Origin of the sequence: Dorea sp. Marseille-P4042 (genome assembly GCF_900290215.1) — a bacterium.
Classification (GTDB): Bacteria; Bacillota; Clostridia; order Lachnospirales; family Lachnospiraceae; genus Dorea; species Dorea formicigenerans.
The window spans coordinates 971,302-991,086 of the sequence record NZ_OLMI01000001.1 but is presented as its reverse complement, the minus strand read 5'-3'; the positions used below and the strand labels follow the sequence as shown (position 1 = coordinate 991,086).

At 41.9% G+C, this 19,785-nt stretch carries 17 protein-coding genes; 15 read left to right on the top strand and 2 right to left on the bottom strand.

The features are described 5' to 3' along the window. The first annotated feature begins 37 nt into the window (after nucleotides 1–37). The 14 genes from C7E02_RS05030 (at nucleotide 38) to C7E02_RS04965 (ending at nucleotide 14,840) form a co-directional block, all read left to right on the top strand. On the top strand, nucleotides 38–1,456 hold the full coding sequence (locus C7E02_RS05030; protein WP_105308959.1) for a cobyrinate a,c-diamide synthase: 1,419 nt from the start codon (nucleotides 38–40) through the stop codon (nucleotides 1,454–1,456). 62 nt (nucleotides 1,457–1,518) lie between these two features. Next, on the top strand, nucleotides 1,519–2,586 hold the full coding sequence (gene cobT / locus C7E02_RS05025) for a nicotinate-nucleotide--dimethylbenzimidazole phosphoribosyltransferase (RefSeq protein ID WP_105308958.1): 1,068 nt from the start codon (nucleotides 1,519–1,521) through the stop codon (nucleotides 2,584–2,586). Nucleotides 2,587–2,613: 27 nt separating this feature from the next. Then, the gene (locus C7E02_RS05020; RefSeq protein ID WP_049942197.1) at nucleotides 2,614–3,240 is read left to right on the top strand and encodes a bifunctional adenosylcobinamide kinase/adenosylcobinamide-phosphate guanylyltransferase; all 627 of its coding nucleotides are present in this window, start codon (nucleotides 2,614–2,616) and stop codon (nucleotides 3,238–3,240) included. A 76-nt stretch (nucleotides 3,241–3,316) separates the two neighbouring features. Further along, nucleotides 3,317–4,135, top strand: a complete 819-nt coding sequence (locus C7E02_RS05015; protein WP_105308957.1) for an adenosylcobinamide-GDP ribazoletransferase — start codon at nucleotides 3,317–3,319, stop codon at nucleotides 4,133–4,135. Between the two features lie 51 nt (nucleotides 4,136–4,186). After that, entirely contained in the window at nucleotides 4,187–4,573 is a 387-nt protein-coding gene (locus C7E02_RS05010; RefSeq protein WP_105308956.1) for a bifunctional adenosylcobinamide kinase/adenosylcobinamide-phosphate guanylyltransferase, read from the top strand. Between the two features lie 91 nt (nucleotides 4,574–4,664). After that, entirely contained in the window at nucleotides 4,665–5,360 is a 696-nt protein-coding gene (locus C7E02_RS05005) for a histidine phosphatase family protein (RefSeq protein WP_227143053.1), read from the top strand. Further along, nucleotides 5,266–6,201 (top strand): adenosylcobinamide-phosphate synthase CbiB, encoded by a 936-nt coding sequence (gene cbiB, locus C7E02_RS05000; RefSeq protein WP_242978757.1) that lies wholly within the window; start codon nucleotides 5,266–5,268, stop codon nucleotides 6,199–6,201. Before C7E02_RS05005 ends, cbiB begins: the two co-directional genes overlap by 95 nt. Nucleotides 6,202–6,288: 87 nt before the next feature. After that, a complete protein-coding gene (locus C7E02_RS04995) occupies nucleotides 6,289–7,335 on the top strand; it encodes a pyridoxal phosphate-dependent aminotransferase (protein ID WP_105308954.1) in 1,047 nt (348 codons plus the stop codon). Next, nucleotides 7,317–8,843: a cobyric acid synthase gene (locus C7E02_RS04990; RefSeq protein WP_105308953.1), complete on the top strand. Its 1,527-nt coding sequence runs from the start codon at nucleotides 7,317–7,319 to the stop codon at nucleotides 8,841–8,843. The genes C7E02_RS04995 and C7E02_RS04990 overlap by 19 nt, the downstream gene beginning before the upstream one ends. After that, complete coding sequence (locus C7E02_RS04985) at nucleotides 8,843–9,478, top strand: precorrin-8X methylmutase (protein ID WP_105308952.1); 636 nt, start codon at nucleotides 8,843–8,845, stop codon at nucleotides 9,476–9,478. The genes C7E02_RS04990 and C7E02_RS04985 overlap by 1 nt, the downstream gene beginning before the upstream one ends. A 231-nt stretch (nucleotides 9,479–9,709) precedes the next feature. Further along, nucleotides 9,710–10,627 (top strand): ketopantoate reductase family protein, encoded by a 918-nt coding sequence (locus C7E02_RS04980; protein WP_022279853.1) that lies wholly within the window; start codon nucleotides 9,710–9,712, stop codon nucleotides 10,625–10,627. A gap of 232 nt (nucleotides 10,628–10,859) precedes the next feature. Then, entirely contained in the window at nucleotides 10,860–12,107 is a 1,248-nt protein-coding gene (locus C7E02_RS04975) for a dicarboxylate/amino acid:cation symporter (RefSeq protein ID WP_029731356.1), read from the top strand. 277 nt (nucleotides 12,108–12,384) lie between these two features. Then, on the top strand, nucleotides 12,385–14,097 hold the full coding sequence (locus C7E02_RS04970; protein ID WP_242978746.1) for a histidine kinase: 1,713 nt from the start codon (nucleotides 12,385–12,387) through the stop codon (nucleotides 14,095–14,097). Beyond that, nucleotides 14,094–14,840: a LytR/AlgR family response regulator transcription factor gene (locus tag C7E02_RS04965; protein ID WP_105308950.1), complete on the top strand. Its 747-nt coding sequence runs from the start codon at nucleotides 14,094–14,096 to the stop codon at nucleotides 14,838–14,840. Before C7E02_RS04970 ends, C7E02_RS04965 begins: the two co-directional genes overlap by 4 nt. Before the next feature lie 74 nt (nucleotides 14,841–14,914). Here C7E02_RS04965 and aroA read toward each other — a convergent pair whose 3' ends face one another. Both aroA and C7E02_RS04955 read right to left on the bottom strand, forming a co-directional pair. After that, a complete protein-coding gene (gene aroA, locus C7E02_RS04960; protein ID WP_105308949.1) occupies nucleotides 14,915–16,213 on the bottom strand; it encodes a 3-phosphoshikimate 1-carboxyvinyltransferase in 1,299 nt (432 codons plus the stop codon). After that, the gene (locus tag C7E02_RS04955; RefSeq protein ID WP_022279849.1) at nucleotides 16,203–17,297 is read right to left on the bottom strand and encodes a prephenate dehydrogenase; all 1,095 of its coding nucleotides are present in this window, start codon (nucleotides 17,295–17,297) and stop codon (nucleotides 16,203–16,205) included. The genes aroA and C7E02_RS04955 overlap by 11 nt, the downstream gene beginning before the upstream one ends. 297 nt (nucleotides 17,298–17,594) lie before the next feature. On the opposite strand from C7E02_RS04955, the gene C7E02_RS04950 reads away from it, so the two are divergent. Next, the gene (locus C7E02_RS04950) at nucleotides 17,595–19,670 is read left to right on the top strand and encodes an elongation factor G (protein ID WP_105308948.1); all 2,076 of its coding nucleotides are present in this window, start codon (nucleotides 17,595–17,597) and stop codon (nucleotides 19,668–19,670) included. Nucleotides 19,671–19,785: the final 115 nt, after the last annotated feature.

Genomic DNA, 19,785 nt, shown 5'->3' with positions numbered 1-19,785 from the left:
CGGCCGGACTTTGAACAAGGAGTTAAACAGAAAAAATATGCAGCCAATAAATGATAAAGACAATAACAGAAATAGTCATGCAATTCCAAGATTATTATTGACAGCCGCATCCAGTGGAAGCGGAAAAACGTTGATTACATGTGGAATATTAAAGGCTCTGAAAAATCGTGGTCTTAATTGTGCTGCATTTAAATGTGGACCAGATTATATCGACCCGATGTTCCACCGGAAAGTGCTTGGAATCGACAGTTACAACCTGGATACCTTTATGTGCAAAAGAACAGGAGTGAGACAATCACTTCTTTCTCATGGAAAGAACAGAGATATCTGTGTTCTGGAAGGTGTGATGGGATATTATGATGGAATTGCCGGAATTTCAAAAGAAGCCAGCGCATGGGATGTGGCAGATACAACAGATACACCAGCTATATTGATTTTAGATTGCAAAGGAGTCTCTGTCTCTGCAGTTGCAGTTGTAAAAGGATTTTTGGAATATGAAACAGAACATCATATCAAGGGCGTGATTTTAAACCGGATCTCCCCGATGATGTATGCAAGGATGAAGCAGATGATAGAAGAACAGTTAAAAGTCCGCGTATATGGATATGTTCCGGTTGTATCAGAATGTGTTCTGGAAAGCAGATATCTGGGTTTGCAGATTCCGGAAGAAGTAGAGAAAATCAATGAAAAGCTGGAACATCTGGCAAGGGTGATGGAAGATACCGTAGATTTGGACGGAATATTAGAACTTGCCCGGAATGTATCAGCAATGCAGGAAGATACACAAGTCAAAGAGCATCTTTTGAACTTATCAGACACTTTGCAAAAAGGGATTCGAATTGCAGTTGCACATGATGAAGCATTTTGTTTTATCTATCCGGATAATCTGGAGATTTTAAAAAAATTGGGAGCAGAAATTGTCACATTTTCACCAATACACGACAGGAGTCTGCCTGAGAATATACAGGGAATGGTTCTTTATGGAGGGTATCCGGAGCTGTATGCGAAAGAATTAAGTGAAAATGATTCTATGCGTGAAAGTATCTGCCATGCAGTAACGTTGGGAGTACCATGTATTGCTGAATGTGGAGGATTTATGTATCTGCAGGAACGGCTGGAAGGTTCTGACGGGAAAATATATGATATGGCCGGAGCACTTTTTGGAAAAAGCTATAAGACAGAAAAACTGAGAAGGTTTGGATATATTATATTATCCAAAGGGACAGTTTTTGGCCATAATGTTGGAAACATTACAGCACATGAATTTCATTATTACGAATCAGAAGAATGTGGTCATGCATTTACAGCGAAAAAACCGATGTCCACGAGGGGATGGGAGTGTATGATCAGTACAGATACAATATTGGCAGGATATCCACATATTCATTATATGGGAAATCCACAAGTTGCAGAAGCATTTGCGGGTGCGTGCAGAAGATATAAAGAAAAAGATTAACAGGCATGATGTCAGGATAGACAAGAGGGATAAGAAGCTAAGAAGCAGGAGGTTATTAATAGATGACAAGGGAAGAGGAACTTGGAATTATTATAGATGGAATCGAAAATCTGGACAATGTGGCTATGGAAACTGCCCGGAAGAAATGGAATTCTATCGCAAAGCCATTACATAGCCTTGGAAAGCTGGAAGAGCATATTATCCGGATTGCCGGAATTACTGGAAATGCCGAGGTAGAACTTAAGAATCGTGCACTGATAGCTATGTGTGCAGATAATGGTGTCGTGGAAGAAGGTGTGACACAGACCGGACAGGAAGTAACTGCAATTGTAGCAGAGAATTTTCTGGAAGGAGCTACCAGCGCCGCGATTATGTGTCAGAGTGCAGAGGTAGATCTGTTTCCGATAGACATTGGTATGGTTCGTGATACAAGAGTACCGAATTATAAAGTTGCTTATGGAACAAAGAATATGGTGAAAGAGCCTGCAATGACAAGAGAAGAGGCGCTTCAGGCAATCCTGACAGGAGTGCATCTTGTGAAAGAGAAAAAAGAAGCAGGATATCAGATACTTGTGACCGGAGAGATGGGAATCGGTAATACAACGACCAGCAGTGCAGTGGCGAGTGTCCTTTTAGATGAATCAGTGGAGACAATGACCGGGAGAGGAGCCGGACTTGACAGTGCTGGTCTTAGAAGAAAGATACATGCTATCAAAACAGCCATTGCAAAAAATGAGCCGAATGCAGATGATCCGGTAGATGTACTTTCAAAGGTAGGAGGATTTGATCTTGCCGGACTTGTTGGAATTTATCTGGGCGGAGCGTATTACCACGTTCCGGTAATTATGGATGGTTTCATCTCAGCGGTAGCGGCACTTGCAGCAGTGCAAATGTGCAATAACGTCAGAGAATATATCATTGTGTCTCATGTGTCCAAAGAGCCGGGAATGCATATTCTTCTTAAGGCACTTGGGAGGGAAGCATCTATGACTTGTGATATGTGTCTTGGAGAAGGGACAGGAGCTGTTGCATTTCTCCCGGTACTGGATATGGCGTTGGCTGTATATGAGAAAATGAGTACATTTTCCGATATTCACATTGACGATTATGAAGAATTAGGAGATAAATAGAATATTCAAAGAAAGTCTGGGGATAAAATGATGATGCATGTAATAACCGGGGGCAGTGGAAGTGGAAAATCTGCCTATGCGGAAATGTGGCTGACCGGAAAACCGGAGAAAAGCGAAGAAAAAAAAGCGATATGCCCATATCTGTATATTGCGACCATGCGTCCATTTGGTGCAGAGACACAAAAGAAGATTGAACGCCACAGGCAGATGCGCGCCGGAAAAGGATTTCAGACGCTGGAGTGTTATGGAGATTTGAGGACGCTTGATGATTCTATCCAAAGGTGGAAGAGAAGTAAAAGTATCTTAGATATCAATAAAACTTGTAGGAACGAAAAAAATCAGGAGAATGCTAAAACAGGAGGAATTCTGTTAGAGTGCGTTTCCAATTTACTGGCGGATGTGCTATATCAGGAAGATGGAAGTCTTGCAGAGGATGAAGTGGTTCTGGAGACGATTGTAGAAGGAATCCGTTATTTGAACACACAGACGGAGCGATTGGCGATTGTGACGAACGAAGTGCATAGTGATCTGCAGGATTATTCAGAAGAAACAAAAAAATATATCGGACTTCTCGGAAAGATCAATCAGGAGCTTGGAAAAATGGCAGATCAGGTAACAGAAGTTGTCTATGGAATCCCGATTAAGATAAAATGAGCAAATAGTAAAATGATGTTGGAGTCAAAAGCCCCAACTATGATGGGATATAGAAATAGGAAGGTTACAAAGTAGTATGAAAAAAATGTGGAATAGTTTTAAAATTGCATTTTCTATGTACAGCAAGATTCCCATGCCACAAAGTGAATGGACAGATGAAAATATGTCGCTTGCGATGTGTTTTTTTCCGTGGGTGGGTGCTGTTATCGGTCTGGCGTCATGGGTTGTCTATCAGGCAGGAGGCTGGCTGGCTGACAGGCAGGAAACTTTATCTTCTGGAATACCAGGCAGTAGTAATCTTTTTTTGACGATGTTATTAGTGCTGATTCCCATCTTTATTACTGGCGGAATTCATCTGGATGGGTTTTTGGATACACAGGATGCTTTAAGTTCCTATCAGCCGATGGAACGCAGACTGGAGATTTTAAAAGATTCTCATGCCGGAGCATTTGCAATTATTTCCTGCAGCGTATATTTTTTCGCGTACACGGGGATTTATTCTATGCTTACAGCTCATGCAGCGAAAGTAATCGCCATTAGCTTTATGCTGTCGCGTACATTGAGTGGACTTTCGGTTATCTGTTTTCCACAGGCGAGAAAAAAAGGACAGGGGCTTGTGGCAACATTTTCAGAAAGTGCGGAAAAAAGAGTGAATCGAAGAACGCTCATGATATATTTGATCGTACTTAGCTCACTCATGATTGTGGTGGGAAAATGGTCCGGAGCAGCAGCGGTGATTATGGCACTTTTTGTATTCTGGTATTATCATCACATGTGTATCAGCAAATTCGGCGGGGTCACTGGAGATCTGGCAGGGTATTTCCTACAAATGTGTGAAATTCTGATGGCGTTGGCAGTTGTAGTGATGGAACAGATTTTATTGTTATTAAAGTAGCTGCGAGGTCAATAGGATATACGCAGAGAAAGACGAGGCATGTGAAAAGAGATGATCATGATTATAGGAGGAGCATATCAGGGAAAACTTGCCTATGCAAAGGAGACGTTTCCGGATGTGCGCTGGACAGACGGAGAGCAGTGCAAAAAAGAAGCAATCTTTCAGTACAGGGGAATTTTTCATTTTCATAAATATATAGAACGATTGCTCTCGGAAGGAGAAGATATTTCCGAACTGGCGAAGCAGTTGAAGGAGAAAAATCCAGATTTGATTTTAGTGACGGACGAGATTGGATATGGAATCGTGCCGATGGACCCATTTCTCAGAGAAGTACGGGAAACTACAGGGCGCATCTGTACAGAACTGGCGAAAGATGCAAAGAGTGTGATAAGAGTTGTCTGTGGAATTCCGACGGTAATTAAGGCGCAGGTCAAATAGTTTATCTTTGATACTAGAAGTATGATGATGTTAGGAGCAAAAGCCCCAATTATGATAAATGGAAGCAGATTTATATGAGGAAATAAATGGAATGATACAACTATATTTAATTCGTCATTCTATGACGGCAGGCAATTTGAAAAAACGATATATTGGACGGACGGATGAATCACTTTGCCCAGAGGGAATTGTATTACTGGAAAGTTATATTCAGAAAAATATATATCCGGAAGTTCAGAGGGTATATGTAAGTCCCATGAAGCGCTGCATGGAAACAGCAAAATTGATTTTCAAAGAAAACTTTTATGAAGTAGAAGAACTCAGGGAATGTGATTTTGGTATATTTGAAAATAAGAATTATAAAGAATTGTCGGATTGCCCAGAATATCAGGCATGGATTGACAGTGGGGGAACCATGACATTTCCGGGAGGAGAGGATCCGGAAGAATTCAGAAAAAGATGTGTGCGCGGTTTTGAAAAGGTCATAAAGGAGTGCAGACATGATCAGATTAAGAGCGTCGCAGTTGTGGCGCATGGTGGAACGATCATGAGTATCATGGATCGATATGCCAGAGATGAGAATGGTCAGCCGGACGGCAGTTATTATGATTATCAAGTGAAGAACGGAGAAGGATATGAACTTATTATTGCAGATGTTTCTTCCGGTGATGGCGGGATTTGTGCTGGATCTGATGTTTGGAGATCCGGTGTGGCTGTATCATCCGGTGAGAATGATCGGTCATTTGATCTCAGGGGTGGAAAGAATTATAAGAAGCTTATTCCCTAGTGGAAAAACGGGGGAGCGGATCGGCGGAGGATTATTAGTCGTAATCGTGGTGGCAGTCAGTATGGCAGTTCCAGGAGGAATTCTGTATCTTGCATACCACATTTCCTTTTATCTTGGACTGGCAGTGGAAAGCTTTATGTGTTATCAGATCCTTGCAACAAAGTCACTGAAGGTGGAGAGTGACCGTGTCTATCAGGAAATTCAGACAGGAGATATTGCGAGGGCAAGAAAAGCAGTTTCCATGATCGTGGGACGGGATACACAGAATCTGACGATCGAAGGAGTGACAAAGGCTGCGGTAGAAACTGTTGCAGAAAATACGTCAGATGGTGTTATTGCACCTCTTTTTTATATGGTAATCGGCGGAGCTTTGCTTGGATTTGGTTATAAAGCAGTGAATACCATGGATTCCATGGTAGGATATAAGAATGAAAAATATCAGTATTTTGGCTCGGCAGCAGCAAAATTTGATGACGTAGTGAATTATATCCCGGCAAGATTATCTGCCTGCCTTATGATCCTGGCATCTGCAATTACGCACATGGACTGGAAAAATGCAAAGAAAGTATTCCTGAGGGATCGATATAATCATAAAAGTCCCAACTCTGCACAGACAGAATCCGTTATGGCAGGAGCATTAGATGTGCAGCTTGCCGGAGACGCCTGGTATTTTGGAAAGCTTTGCAAGAAGCCTGCGATCGGAGATGCGATCCGGGAGATTGAACCGGAGGATATCCGCAGATCTCACACATTACTGTATATGACAGCAGTACTTGCATTAGTGGTATTTGAAGTTGTGAAAGTGCTGGTATGTTTGTGGTATTTTACTGTACAAGTATAAAAGAACAGGCACAATGCATGGAATTGTCAATGTAATTGTAGCCGCATAATAAGGCAAGAATGAATTGAGAATCAAGGAGAGAATCAAGTGCAAAAGAAACCAAGGAAACTCCATGGCGGAGATGTTTACCGTCACCCGGACGTGATTGATTTTTCGGTCAATACGAATCCGTTAGGAACACCGGAATCGGTGAAATGTGCGGTACAGGAGAGCGTAGCAAAGATTGAGCATTATCCGGACGTAAGATGCGAAGCCCTCAGAGAAGCAATCAGCAGATTTGAACAAGTGAATATGGAAGAAATCCTCTGTGGAAATGGTGCGGCAGAGCTTTTTTTCGCGGCAGTGCAGGCAGTTTGGCCACAAAAAGCGCTGGTGATAGCGCCTTCATTTTCAGAATACGAAGAAGCTCTAAGAAGTGTTGGTGCAGAAGTAGAATATTATTATCTGTGTGAGGAAGATAACTTTCAGATTCGGGAAGATTATGTGGATAAGCTTTCGGAAGAAATAGATATGATATTTTTGTGTAATCCGAATAATCCAACCGGACAGACCATTGACCGGGATAGGTTGATTAAGATTCTGGATCGTTGTAAAAAGCAGAATATAGTTGTCATATTGGATGAGTGTTTCTTAGAATTCCTGGATGAACCAAACAGATATGAGATGTCAGATCTAAGGGGAGAATATCCAAACTTACTAATCATCAAAGCATTTACAAAAATATTCAGTATGCCGGGACTGCGTCTTGGTTATGCAATCAGCAGTAATCAGGATATTCTGGAAGAAATGTCCTGGAAGCTTCAACAGTGGAATGTGTCCGTTCCGGCACAGATGGCGGGAGTGGCAGCACTTGAAAAGCCAAAAGAATATATCAGACAGACAAGAGAATATGTATCTGGTCAGCGGGAGTATATGAGAAATATCATGAAGATGATGGGATATGTGGTATTTGCATCAAAAGCCAATTATCTGTTTTTCAAAGGAAGACCAGGACTTGAAAAAGAGGCACTGGAAGCAGGATTTCTGATCCGCGATTGTCAGAATTATGAAGGGTTGTCAGAAGGTTTTTACCGAATCGCAGTGCGGACAAAAGAAGAAAATGAGAGGTTGATCACATGGCTTGGAAGATTATGATACAGGGAACAATGTCCAATGCAGGAAAGAGTCTTCTCTGTGCGGGACTATGTAGGATATTTAAGCAGGATGGCTACAAAGTTGCACCGTTTAAATCGCAGAATATGGCATTGAATTCATTTATCACAGACAAAGGTCTGGAAATGGGACGCGCCCAGGTTGTACAGGCAGAAGCGGCAGGAATCGAGCCGGAAGTATCCATGAATCCAATCTTACTTAAGCCGACCAACGATGTTGGATCTCAGGTAATTGTAAATGGTGAAGTTTTGGGAAATATGAGTGCCCGTGATTATTTTAAATACAAAAAAGAATTGATTCCAGATGTGATGAAGGCTTTTCATAAACTTGAAGAAAATTATGACATCATTGTAATTGAAGGTGCGGGAAGTCCGGCGGAGATTAATTTGAAAGAAAATGATATTGTCAATATGGGGCTTGCAAAGATGGTAGATGCTCCGGTTCTCCTTGTCGGAGATATTGACCGGGGAGGAGTATTTGCACAGCTTCTTGGCACATTGCTTTTATTAGAGGAGGATGAAAAAGAACGTGTAAAAGGGCTGATCATCAATAAATTTCGCGGGGATAAGACGATTCTGGATCCCGGAATTGAGATGCTGGAGGAAAAAGGGAATGTTCCGGTTATAGGAGTAACGCCGTATCTTCATGTGGAGATTGAAGATGAGGACAGTCTGACAGAGCGTTTCACTTCAAAGAAAAGTGGCGGATTATTGGATATCGCAGTCATACGTACGCCAAGAATTTCTAATTTTACGGATTTTATGGCATTGGAAAATATTCCGGAAGTATCCCTTCGCTATGTGAAAAATGTGCCTGAATTCGGAACCCCGGATATGATTATTCTTCCGGGAACTAAAAATACAATGGGCGATTTAAAATGGATCCGTGAAAGTGGCTTGGAAGCATGTATTTTAAAAGCATCAGCGAGCGGAACTCCGGTTTGGGGAATCTGTGGTGGATACCAGATGCTGGGAGAAGTTTTATGTGACCCGGATCAGGTTGAGGACGGCGGAACGATGCAGGGCATGGGACTGCTGCCTTCGGAGACTGTATTTACCGGACAGAAAACACGGACAAGAGTAAATGGAACATTTGCACATGTAGAAGGAATCTTTTCGGAGCTTTCTAATGCAGCATTTGAAGGATATGAAATTCATATGGGTGAGACAACATACGTGGAAGAAGTTATTTCCAAGGAGCATATGAGCCGGATTCAGGATACAGTCAGCGGTAAGATCAGTGAGGATGGTATCTCAGATGGAAATGTATATGGTACTTATATCCATGGCATTTTTGATATGGAAGGTGTTACCGATGTAATTGTTAAAGCACTGGCAAGGAAAAAAGGGATTACACTGGAAAAAGCATCCGGTATGGATCTGAAGTCATTTAAGGAAGAACAATATGATAAACTTGCTGATGGTATTCGTTCACATCTGGACATGGAGCGGATTTATGAGATTATGAAGGAACATGTGGAGGAAAAGTAATGGCGATTGAATTAGAAAATGTACTTCCTTCTGAGATTGAGAAGAGGAGTTTTGAGATTATAACCGAAGAACTTACACAGAGTGGGATTGTATTGAATCCGGAAAAAGCACCGGTTATCAAGCGCTGTATCCATACTAGTGCAGATTTTGATTATGCGCAGAACCTTGTATTTTCGGAAAATGCAATTGCACGTGCAAAAGAAGCAATCCGTAATGGAGCATCCATTGTAACAGATACCCAGATGGGACGTTCCGGAATTAATAAAAAAAGACTGGCTCAGTACGGGGGACAGGTGTACTGCTTTATGTCTGATGAAGATGTGGCAGAAAAGGCAAAGCGCGACGGTACAACTCGTGCGGTAGCAAGCATGGAAAAAGCTTGTGAATTAGACGAAAAATTAATTTTTGCAATTGGAAATGCGCCGACAGCACTCATTCATCTGTATGAGCTGATACGTGCCGGAAAAATCCGACCAGAGCTGGTAATCGGAGTGCCGGTAGGATTTGTTAATGTCATTCAGTCAAAAGAATTGATTTTGGAATTGTCGGATACACCTTATATCGTAGCGCGGGGAAGAAAAGGTGGAAGTAATATTGCAGCATGTATCTGCAATGCATTGCTGTACAGTTTGTAAAATACTGTCATAATTGCACCGAAAGTCTCCCGGCCAACATCTGCATTCCGCGCTCTGAACATTTCAATGAGCCATTTAAAGGTATTTTACAAATTGTAAAGGTGAAGTGAAAAAGTATCTATTTTGTAGAACTAAATTCTGAATTAGGATTTGTTGCAAAGTTTAAAATAGATTTTTAAGTAGTATTGGAAGAAAGTATAAAATTAGTATAGTGTGCAAGGAGTGTGTGATATGGAAATTAAATCAGCGGCTTTGATTGGTGTTGGTGCGGTAGGCTCATATTTTGCGTATGGGCTTCCAGCTAAGTTAGGAGACCGCTTTTGTGTAATTGCTTCTGGAAAGCGGAAAGAACGTCTGGAAAAAGAAGGAATCTATATTAACGGTGCGAGATGTCCACTGAATCTGAAAACAGCGCAGGAAGCGGGAAAAGTAGATCTGGTATTGGTTGCGACGAAGCAGACTGCACTTCCTGAGATTATGGATGATATCTGCGCACTTGTGGGTGAGAATACGATTGTCTTAAGTCTTTTAAATGGCGTGACCAGCGAGGAGATTATTGGAAATGAAATTGGTATGGAGCATATGTTATATTCTCTGATGAGGATTGATGCTGTCCGTGACGGCAATCATATGGAACTCCATTTTGACCGGATTGCCGGGGTATTCTTTGGAGAGAAGGATCATACGGAGCCGACAGAACGTGTACAGGCAGTGTTAGATCTTTTTGAAGGAACTTCAGTGAGAGCCAATTTTGTGTCGGATATTATGACAGATCTGTGGCTGAAATATGTAAGTAACGTTTCCCAGAATCTTCCACAGGCAATTCTTGGCGTAGGTTTTGGCGCATATAAAGATAGCGAACACGTGCGGGCTGTTGCAACTGGACTATGGCAGGAAGTGGTTCAGGTGGCAGCAAAAAAAGGTGTGCGGCTTCCGGAACGTTTACTTCTCTTTCACGGAACCGTGAAAGAGGCGAGGTTCTCAACTTTGCAGGATCTGGATGCAGGAAGACACACAGAGATTGATATTTTCGCAGGTGAGATGATGCGTATGGGAAAAGAGTATGAAATTCCTGTTCCATATTGTGAATATACTTATCATATGATCAAAGCCTTAGAAGAAAAAAATGACGGGAAATTTAACTATTAAAATTTGCTACTGATAAAACAAAAAAACAACCGTTTAAGCATAATAAACCACACTTGAAACAGAATCTATTGACTTGCTCTGTGAAAAATGTAGAATATAGTCAAACATATGGCACGGCCGTCCCATTGAATAAAGTCACATTTTAATAATTAACAGAGAAAAAGGTATATTCAGTGCAGATGAAATTTAAGAAGCACCGGATAATCTAAGAATGAGAAAGTGGGTTTCACAAATGGAAAATAAAAAGCGTTTTTCAATATCTCTGACAACTCAGATACTGATCGCTACTGCAGGTGGTATCGTGTTCGGATCACTGGTCGGCGAGTGGGCTTCTAACCTGAAGTTTATCGGAGATATCTTTATCAGACTGATTCAGATGTCAGTAGTACTGCTTGTTATGTCTGCTGTTGCTTCTGCAGTTGGTGGCGGCGATGGACAAGATGTTGGTAAGATGGGATTTCATACATTCAAATGGATCATTATCTTCACAGTTATTTCTGCTGGTTTAGGTGTAGCATTGTCTATGTTGTTACAGCCAGGCATCGGAGTTGAGATCGCAAGTGCAGCAGATGTAGCAAATTCATCTGTTGAGACGGGATCTATTCAGGATACGATCCTTGGATTTGTTCCAACAAACATCATTAATTCCATGGCTGAAGGATCCATGGTTCCATGTATCGTATTCTCTCTTTTCTTTGGAGTAGCTATGGGCGCTTACGCAAAAGAGAGTGGTAACCGTAATGTTATCGAGTGGGTACAGGGAATTAACGGTGTTATTACAAACATCATCAAAATTGTTATGAACGTTGCCCCGATCGGTATCTTCTGTCTGTTAGCTAATGTTGCCGGAACTACAGGATTTAAGGTAATCATTCCGATGCTCAAGTTCTTACTTGTACTTTTGATTGGTGATGCTATCCAGTTCCTGTTATTTGGACCATTTACAGCAGCAGTAACAAAAGTAAATCTTTTCAAGATGCCTAAGAAGTTTGCTAAAATGTCTATGATGGCAGTTACAACAACTTCCGGAGCTATCTGCCTTCCAACTAAGATGGAAGATGAAGTTACAAAATTCGGTATCAGCCGTAAAGTCGCTGATTTCACAGGACCGATTACGATGTCCATGAACAGTTGCGGTGCAGCTCAGTGTTATGTAGCAGCAATCTTCTTCATGGCTCAGTCTACGGGAATTCAGATGACGCCATATCAGATGGGAATGGCAATTCTTCTTTCCTGCCTGATGTGCCTTGGTACAATTTCAGTACCAGGAGGATCTGTTATCGTATATACATTCCTTGCAACATCACTTGGTCTGCCGCTTGAAAGTATTGCAGTATTGATCGGTATTGATTGGTTCGCAGGAATGTTCCGTACATTAATGAACGTAGATGTAGACGTTTTGATCGGTCTGCTTGTAGCAAGCAAGCTTGGTGAGCTTGACCGCGACGTATACAATGAAAAGAAGACTGTTACTTACTAAGACGCAGTCATATAATTAGCCGTTTCGCTAAAAACATCATTCATAAATAACAAAGACCTCCGGCATACTTCGATATGCCGGGGGTTTTTGTTTCTAAAGTTTCATGATATAATCAGCTGGGAGTCAATCCCCTAGCTGATATAGCCTCCGGCAGGATTGCAGAGGTGCGCAGTAGAAGTATGTCATGCAATTGCATGACGCGCACCTCGCAGCAAGAATGCCGAGGCATTCTTGAATTGTGAAAAGTATTGTAAAGGACAGACAGGAGGAAGGATACGTGTCAATCAAAGATATCGTATATGCATTGATTGTAAATATCGCATTGCTTGCGATCATAGCGAATCTTTTATCCAGAATCCAGACAGTGCAAAAATTGATTCTGCAGGAAAAAAGAGGGTTGAAAGGAGATCTGATATTATCAATGATTTTCGCAGGCCTGATTATTTTATCGACCTGCATCGGAGTGAAGATTACATCTTACAGTTTGAATACAAGAGTCATTGGAGCAATGTCTGCAGGACTTCTTGGAGGACCGTTAGTGGGATTATATTCTTCGGCCATTGGAGCAATATATGTACTTATCTTCTCGACACCGAGAGTATTTGCAAGAGGGTCTGCATTTGCTACAATTTTGTTCGGACTTTTGGGAGCAGGATTCTATCCTTATTTTCAAAGAGGCAAGTGGAAATATACGGATCTGTTCCTGTTAGCATGTTTTGCGGAAATCTGTGACATGGCATCTCTGCTTCGCATGACAGTATCACTGGAAGTAGCAGTAGATACAATTGTAGATGCTGCACTTCCAATGATTATTATGAATGCGATCGGGATGATTGTATTTATTTCCAATTTTAACGGGGTATTTATTTTTCAGGATCTGGAAAGCTCCAGGCAGATTCAGAAGATGTCTGTACTTTCCCAAAAATGTCTTCCGCTTTTGCAAGATGGCGGGTTGAATAAAGCAGAAAATATGAAGAAACTATCCGATATCATCTTGAAGGAGACACAGTGGTCCGGCATTTTGTTTACAGATCGGGAAAAGGTTATACAGTGGCAGTGCAGAGCGAAAGATGAACAGGCAATTTTCTATCAGGCAAAGTATGGAGATCCAATTCCGGAAATCTGCAGACAGGCAATGGAAGAAGGAAAACTTGTCAAATACGAAGCGCAGACCGGAGAGAAAAAATGGATCCATACAGCGCAGGATTACTCGATCAGTTCGGTGCCATTTCAGGTGAAGAATCAGCCGGTCGGAAGTCTGACGGTATGGATGAAACGCCAGTGGATGGACAGAAAAAGTGAAATAGAGTTGTTACAGCATTTGATGACGCTTGGATCTTCACAGCTTGCGGTATTAGAACTGGAACAGCAGAAGAATTTGCTTGCACAAGCCGAATTTAAGGCATTGCAGTTTCAGGTGAATCCACATTTTTTATTTAATGCATTGAATACAATATCGTGGGTATGCAGGGAAAATCCGGAGGAAGCGAGGGAACTTCTGCTTACACTGGCAGATTATTTTCGTTATAATCTAAATTATGATGCATATATGGTTCCGCTAAGAGAAGAATTGGAACATGTCAAAGATTACCTTCAGATTGAGAAGGCAAGATTTGAGGAGAAGCTCCAGGTGACTTATGATGTGCCAGAGAAAATGGAAATTCTGGTTCCAACGTTGATCTTACAGCCGCTTGTAGAAAATGCAGTGCGATATGGAATTGACTGGACCGGATGCCGTTATGTCTATATTGGAATTACTGAGGAAGCAGATGCATACCGGGTAGAAATTTCAGATCATGGGAAAGGATTTCCAGAAGAAGTACTGGAAAAAATAGCAAAAGATGAACCGGTAGGAAGCAGCATCGGGCTTCAGAATGTACATAAGCGTATGAAGAGTGTATATGGAGAGGAACGTGGACTTCAGATTCAGAGTACGCCTAAGGGAAGTACTGTGAAGTTATACTTTTATAAAGGGGTGAAGGAAGCATGAGAATAGCAATCGTAGATGACGAAAGACCAGCAAGAAGTGAACTGAGGCATCAGATTCAGGAATTACTGAAAGAGGCAGAAATAGTAGAAGGAGACAGCGGTGCAGCAGCATTACAGCTTGCAGGAGACGGAAAGTATGAACTGTTCTTTCTCGATATTAACCTGGGAGATATATCAGGCACCGTACTTGTAAATGCAATTCACAATATGCAGCCACAGGCAAAAATCATATTTGTGACAGCTTATTCCGAATATGCAGTTGAGGCATTTGAATTGGGGGTAGAGGATTATGTAATGAAGCCCTTTGACCAGAAGCGAATTCAAAAAGTGTTGGATAGGTGTGAAGTTGGCGGGAAAGAAGAAAATGTGCAGCATGCAGATTCACAAAGCCAGGGAAAACAGGCACCCATCCGCCGCCTGGCAATCAACAGTGACGGAAGAACTATTATTGAAAATGTGGAAGATATTATTTACATTGAGACATATAACCGAGGCTGCAAGATTTACACAACAGAAGGGGAATACTGCGAAAACAAATCTATCGGAGAATATGAAAAGAAGCTGGATCCGGAACAGTTTTTCAGGATTCACAAAAGTATTATAATAAATCTCGATAAAGTGCGGGAAGTATTCCCATGGGGAAGTAACAGCTTCAGTTTGCGCATGCGGGGATATGAAGATCAGATCCTGCCAATTGCCAGAGATAAGACCAGGATATTAAAACAGCATTTAATGGGTCTGTAGATCAGATGAATTAATTTGACACGTAGTGAAATGCAAAAGCACTACGTGTCAAATTGCGTTTTACGATGCCGCTTTTATCGGCATCCGTCCAGAATCTCGAAAAATTCAGGGTAAGATACATCAACGCACTGGCTGTCGTGTATGATGGTATCTCCATCGGCACTAAGTGCTGCAATTGCAAAGGCCATGGCAATCCGGTGATCCAGATAACTGTTGATCTTTGCACCGTGAAGAGCACGTCCACCTTGAATGATCATTCCATCGTCAGTCGGGGTTATGTCAGCGTCCATGGATCTTAAAGCCTCTGTTGTCGTGTCGATTCGATTTGTTTCTTTCACTTTTAATTCGGCTGCATCTTTGATGATAGTGGTACCTTCGGCGCAGGCTGCCATGACGGCAATCATTGGAATTTCGTCAATGAGCGTCGGAATCAATGCACCTTCTATCGTTGTGCCATGCAGTTTACTTGTACGGACAAGAATATCCGCGCGAGGTTCACCTCCCTCAAGTGATTCGTTGACCAGAGTAATGTCAGCGCCCATATTTCTGCACACTTCCAAAAAGCCTGCGCGGGTTTTGTTAATTCCTACATTTTTTACAAGCAGCTCAGAATCCAAAGTTAAAAGTCCGGCTGCAATAAAGTAAGCAGCGGAGGAGATGTCTCCCGGTACGCAGATAGACTGACCGTATAGTTCCTGACATGGTTTTACATGTGCTGTGGCAGTACCGTCAGGGTTGACTGTGGAAGTGACATCAGCACCAAAGCTTTTCAGCATCAGTTCTGTGTGATTTCTGGACAAAGCCGGTTCTGTAACAGAAGTCTCGCCATCTGCATAAAGTCCTGCAAGGAGTATGGCAGATTTGACCTGTGCGGAAGCTACCGGTGAAGTGTAATCGATTCCATGCAGCGTGCCTGGCTCTATTTTTAACGGAGCACACAGATTACCGTTTACACTTGTGATATGTGCTCCCATCTGAGTGAGAGGTGTAATAACACGACCCATTGGCCGGGAGTTCAAAGATGCATCACCGGACATCACGCTTGTAAAGTCCTGGGCAGACAAAATACCAGACATCAGGCGAGTTGTTGTGCCACTGTTCCCTACATTTAAAATATCTTTTGGTGCGGCCAGACCGTGCATGCCTTTTCCGTGAACAATGATTTTCTCTGGAGTACGGTCAATTTGAATCCCCATAGACTGGAAACAGCCGATAGTAGACAGGCAATCAGCACCTTCTAAAAAGTTAGTGATTTCTGTTGTGCCAAGTGCAAGTGCACCTAACATAATGGAACGGTGGGAGATGGACTTGTCTCCCGGAATCATAATTTCGCCATGCAATCCTTTGCATGGGCAGATAATTCTATCGCTCATATACAATATACCTGAATTTCTGCAGTAACTCTGCGGCCTTCTTAGAGGAAGACTCGTCGTAGAATTCTATACGCAGAACCCCTTCTTCAAATTCTCTGTTGTGCACAATTCCTATATTCTTGATACTGAGACCATTCGAAGCGAGGATTGTTGCAATGGCTGCGATTCCACCAGCTTCATCAATAATATCACAGTATACTTCAAATGCCTTTTTAATCGGACCAGACGATGCTCCCGGAAGTGAATTCCGGTATATTCTGGAGGAATCAAACCAGTCATAGATTGCCTGCCCATCTCCGGAATCAATCATGCTCTTTACTTCTTCCAGATATTTAATATAAGAAGCAAGAATCTGTGAAATGTTGTCTTTATTCTTTAGACAAATGTGTTGCCACATGGTCGGTGAGGAGGAGGCAATACGTGTGATATCTTTAAATCCTCCGGCAGCCAGACGTTTCATCAACTCGCTTTTTGTATCGCTGTCCTTTACGTAATTGACCAGCGTTGCAGCAATGATATGCGGCAGATGACTGATAGTGCCTGTAATATAGTCATGTTCTTTGTAGTCCAGAATAATTGGAAGTGCATGGATCGTAGAGACAAGCTGCTCATATTTATCTATTTTTTTCTGAGATACTTCTTTTGAAGGAGTCAGAACAAAATAAGCATTTTCCAGAATCATTGCTTTGGAATTGGCATAACCGCTTTTTTCAGAGCCAGCCATCGGGTGTCCTCCGATGAAATATTTCTCAATGCCAAGCTTAATAACTTCCTCATGGATATTCGTTTTTACACTGCCTACATCGGTCAGAATACAAGCGTCGTTCAGATATTCTGTCAACTGCTTCAGATATGCTACATTAAAAGCAACCGGCGCGCATAAAAATATGTAGGAACAGTTGCGAAAATTATCATCAATAGTAGTTGCCGCAACATCAATGACGGATTCCTGGGTAGCGAGTGCCAGAGCTTCTTTATTTTTATCAAAGGCTACGATTTCGTAATCCGGAAAGTAGGTTCGAATTGCTTTTGCAAGAGAACCACCGATGAGTCCGAGACCGATAAAGCCGACCTTTTCTTTCATAGTAAAACCTCCTGGTGTTTCATAAGACAAAAAATATGTCTGTCAATTATTGTAACTTGCTTACTTATGATTTGTCAATGCTTTGTTACTTTAAAGCAACAAAGCAAAAACTGAATTTTAAGGCAAAAATGTTTGTACATCGCAAAAGTTAGAAAATTAATCAACATTTCATATAATATTTGCACAAAATAGTTGTAATAATTCGATTTGTTTAGTACAATATACACATGGGATATCAGGAAGAATTATTATAAAGAATTCTTGAGAATTACTACATAATATAAGGAGGCAACCAATATGAAAGTTTACAGAACGGACGAGATCAGAAATGTTGTCCTGTTAGGGCACGGGGGCAGTGGTAAGACAAGTCTTGTTGAGGCCATGGCGTATGTATCAGGCGCAACGAATCGTATGGGAAAAGTAGCGGACAAGAATACGATCAGTGATTTTGATAAGGAAGAACAGAAACGTGGATTTTCTCTTAGCACTACCCTGACACCAATCGAATGGGAAAAGGCAAAGATCAATGTGTTAGATACTCCGGGATATTTTGATTTTGTAGGAGAAGTGGAAGAGGCAGTCAGTGCAGCAGATGCGGCAGTTATTGTCGTATCCGGTAAAGCAGGTGTAGAGGTCGGAACAGAAAAAGCCTGGGCGCTTTGTGACAAGTACAATCTTCCAAGAATGGTATATGTAACAGAGATGGATGTGGATGATGCCAGCTTCAGACAGGTCGTTCAGGATCTGACAGATAAGTTTGGTAAAGTCATTGCACCACATTTCCAGCCAATCCGTGAGAATGAGAAACTGGTCGGATATGTCAATGTCATCAAGAATGCAGGACGCCGTTATACAGGTCTTGGACAGAGAGAGGAATGTGAGATTCCAGATTACTGTAAACCGAACCTGGAGATGTACCGTGAGAAGCTTCTGGAAGCAGTCGCAGAGATTAGTGACGAATATATGGAGCGCTATTTTGCAGGAGACGAGTTCTCGGTAGAAGAAATCCGTTCTGCCATGAGAACAGAGGTTGTGGAAGGAAGTATTGTCCCAGTGGCTATGGGATCTAATATCCAGGCACAGGGCGTCGCCAATCTTCTGTCCGATATTGTAAGATTCTTCCCAAGTCCGGACTGGAGAGAATGTGCAGGTATCAATCGCAAGACGAATGAGATTTATGAAGCAAATTATGATTTCGCAAGAGCCAAATCAGCTTATGTATTTAAGACAATGGTTGATCCGTTTATTGGAAAATATTCATTTATAAAAGTTTGCTCCGGTGTATTAAAAGGTGACGATACACTTTATAATGCAGATACAGATACAGATGAGAAGCTTGGTAAGATTTACACGATGTTCGGTAACAAACCTGTGGAAGTCAGTGAGCTGTTTGCAGGAGATATCGGTGCCATCGCAAAACTGACCGCAACAAGAACAGGGGATACATTGTCCACAAAGACAACACCGGTTCTTTATGGTAAGACAGAATATTCAAAACCTTATACATATATGAAATATGTAACAAAGAATAAAGGCGATGAAGATAAAGTATCTCAGGCACTTCAGAAAATGATGGCAGAAGATGTAACACTTAAGGTAGTCAATGACAGCGAGAATCGTCAGGCACTTCTTTATGGTATTGGAGATCAGCATCTGGAGATTGCAGTCAGCAAGTTATTAGACCGTTACAAATGCGAAGTAACACTGGAGACTCCGAAGGTTGCATTCCGTGAGACAATCCGCAAACAGTCTGATGTAGACAGCAAATATAAAAAACAATCCGGTGGACATGGACAGTACGGACATGTGAAGATGCGCTTTGCTCCGTCAGGAGACCTGGAAATACCTTATGAATTTGATGAAGAAGTTGTAGGAGGAGCAGTTCCGAAGAATTATTTCCCGGCAGTAGAAAAAGGACTTCAGGAATCTGTAGTGAAAGGTCCTCTTGCAGGATACCCGGTTGTTGGTGTCAAAGCTACACTTTACGATGGATCTTACCACCCGGTAGACTCTTCTGAGATGGCATTTAAGACTGCTACGATCCAGGCATTTAAGAAAGGATTTATGGAGGCATCTCCAGTACTTCTTGAGCCAATCGTATCTGTGAAAGTAACAGTTCCGGATGAGTACACCGGAGATGTAATGGGAGATCTTAACAAGAGACGTGGCCGTGTGCTTGGTATGACGCCGGTTGGCGCAGGAAATCAGATCGTAGAAGCAGATGTCCCGATGACAGGATTATTCGGATACTGCACGACATTACGCTCTATGACAGGTGGACGAGGAACTTATGAATATACATTTGCACGTTATGAACAGGCACCTTCAGAAGTACAAGAAACAGAGATCGCAAAAAGGGCCGCTGAAGAATAGAAAGATAAGAAAAAGTTAATTAAAGTTTTAACAGGAGAAAAGCCCGTTTAGGGCTTTTTTTCTGTGATTAAAAGTGCTATAATCTCTATGCCTATATACGTTCGACTTGAAAAAT

Coding starts and splice junctions, on each gene's coding strand:
- C7E02_RS05030 (WP_105308959.1), top strand. CDS start 38: ATGCAGCCAATAAATGATAAAGACAATAACAGAAATAGTCATGCAATT.
- cobT (WP_105308958.1), top strand. CDS start 1,519: ATGACAAGGGAAGAGGAACTTGGAATTATTATAGATGGAATCGAAAAT.
- C7E02_RS05020 (WP_049942197.1), top strand. CDS start 2,614: ATGATGATGCATGTAATAACCGGGGGCAGTGGAAGTGGAAAATCTGCC.
- C7E02_RS05015 (WP_105308957.1), top strand. CDS start 3,317: ATGAAAAAAATGTGGAATAGTTTTAAAATTGCATTTTCTATGTACAGC.
- C7E02_RS05010 (WP_105308956.1), top strand. CDS start 4,187: ATGATCATGATTATAGGAGGAGCATATCAGGGAAAACTTGCCTATGCA.
- C7E02_RS05005 (WP_227143053.1), top strand. CDS start 4,665: ATGATACAACTATATTTAATTCGTCATTCTATGACGGCAGGCAATTTG.
- cbiB (WP_242978757.1), top strand. CDS start 5,266: ATGTTTGGAGATCCGGTGTGGCTGTATCATCCGGTGAGAATGATCGGT.
- C7E02_RS04990 (WP_105308953.1), top strand. CDS start 7,317: ATGGCTTGGAAGATTATGATACAGGGAACAATGTCCAATGCAGGAAAG.
- C7E02_RS04985 (WP_105308952.1), top strand. CDS start 8,843: ATGGCGATTGAATTAGAAAATGTACTTCCTTCTGAGATTGAGAAGAGG.
- C7E02_RS04980 (WP_022279853.1), top strand. CDS start 9,710: ATGGAAATTAAATCAGCGGCTTTGATTGGTGTTGGTGCGGTAGGCTCA.
- C7E02_RS04975 (WP_029731356.1), top strand. CDS start 10,860: ATGGAAAATAAAAAGCGTTTTTCAATATCTCTGACAACTCAGATACTG.
- C7E02_RS04965 (WP_105308950.1), top strand. CDS start 14,094: ATGAGAATAGCAATCGTAGATGACGAAAGACCAGCAAGAAGTGAACTG.
- aroA (WP_105308949.1), bottom strand. CDS start 16,213: ATGAGCGATAGAATTATCTGCCCATGCAAAGGATTGCATGGCGAAATT.
- C7E02_RS04955 (WP_022279849.1), bottom strand. CDS start 17,297: ATGAAAGAAAAGGTCGGCTTTATCGGTCTCGGACTCATCGGTGGTTCT.
- C7E02_RS04950 (WP_105308948.1), top strand. CDS start 17,595: ATGAAAGTTTACAGAACGGACGAGATCAGAAATGTTGTCCTGTTAGGG.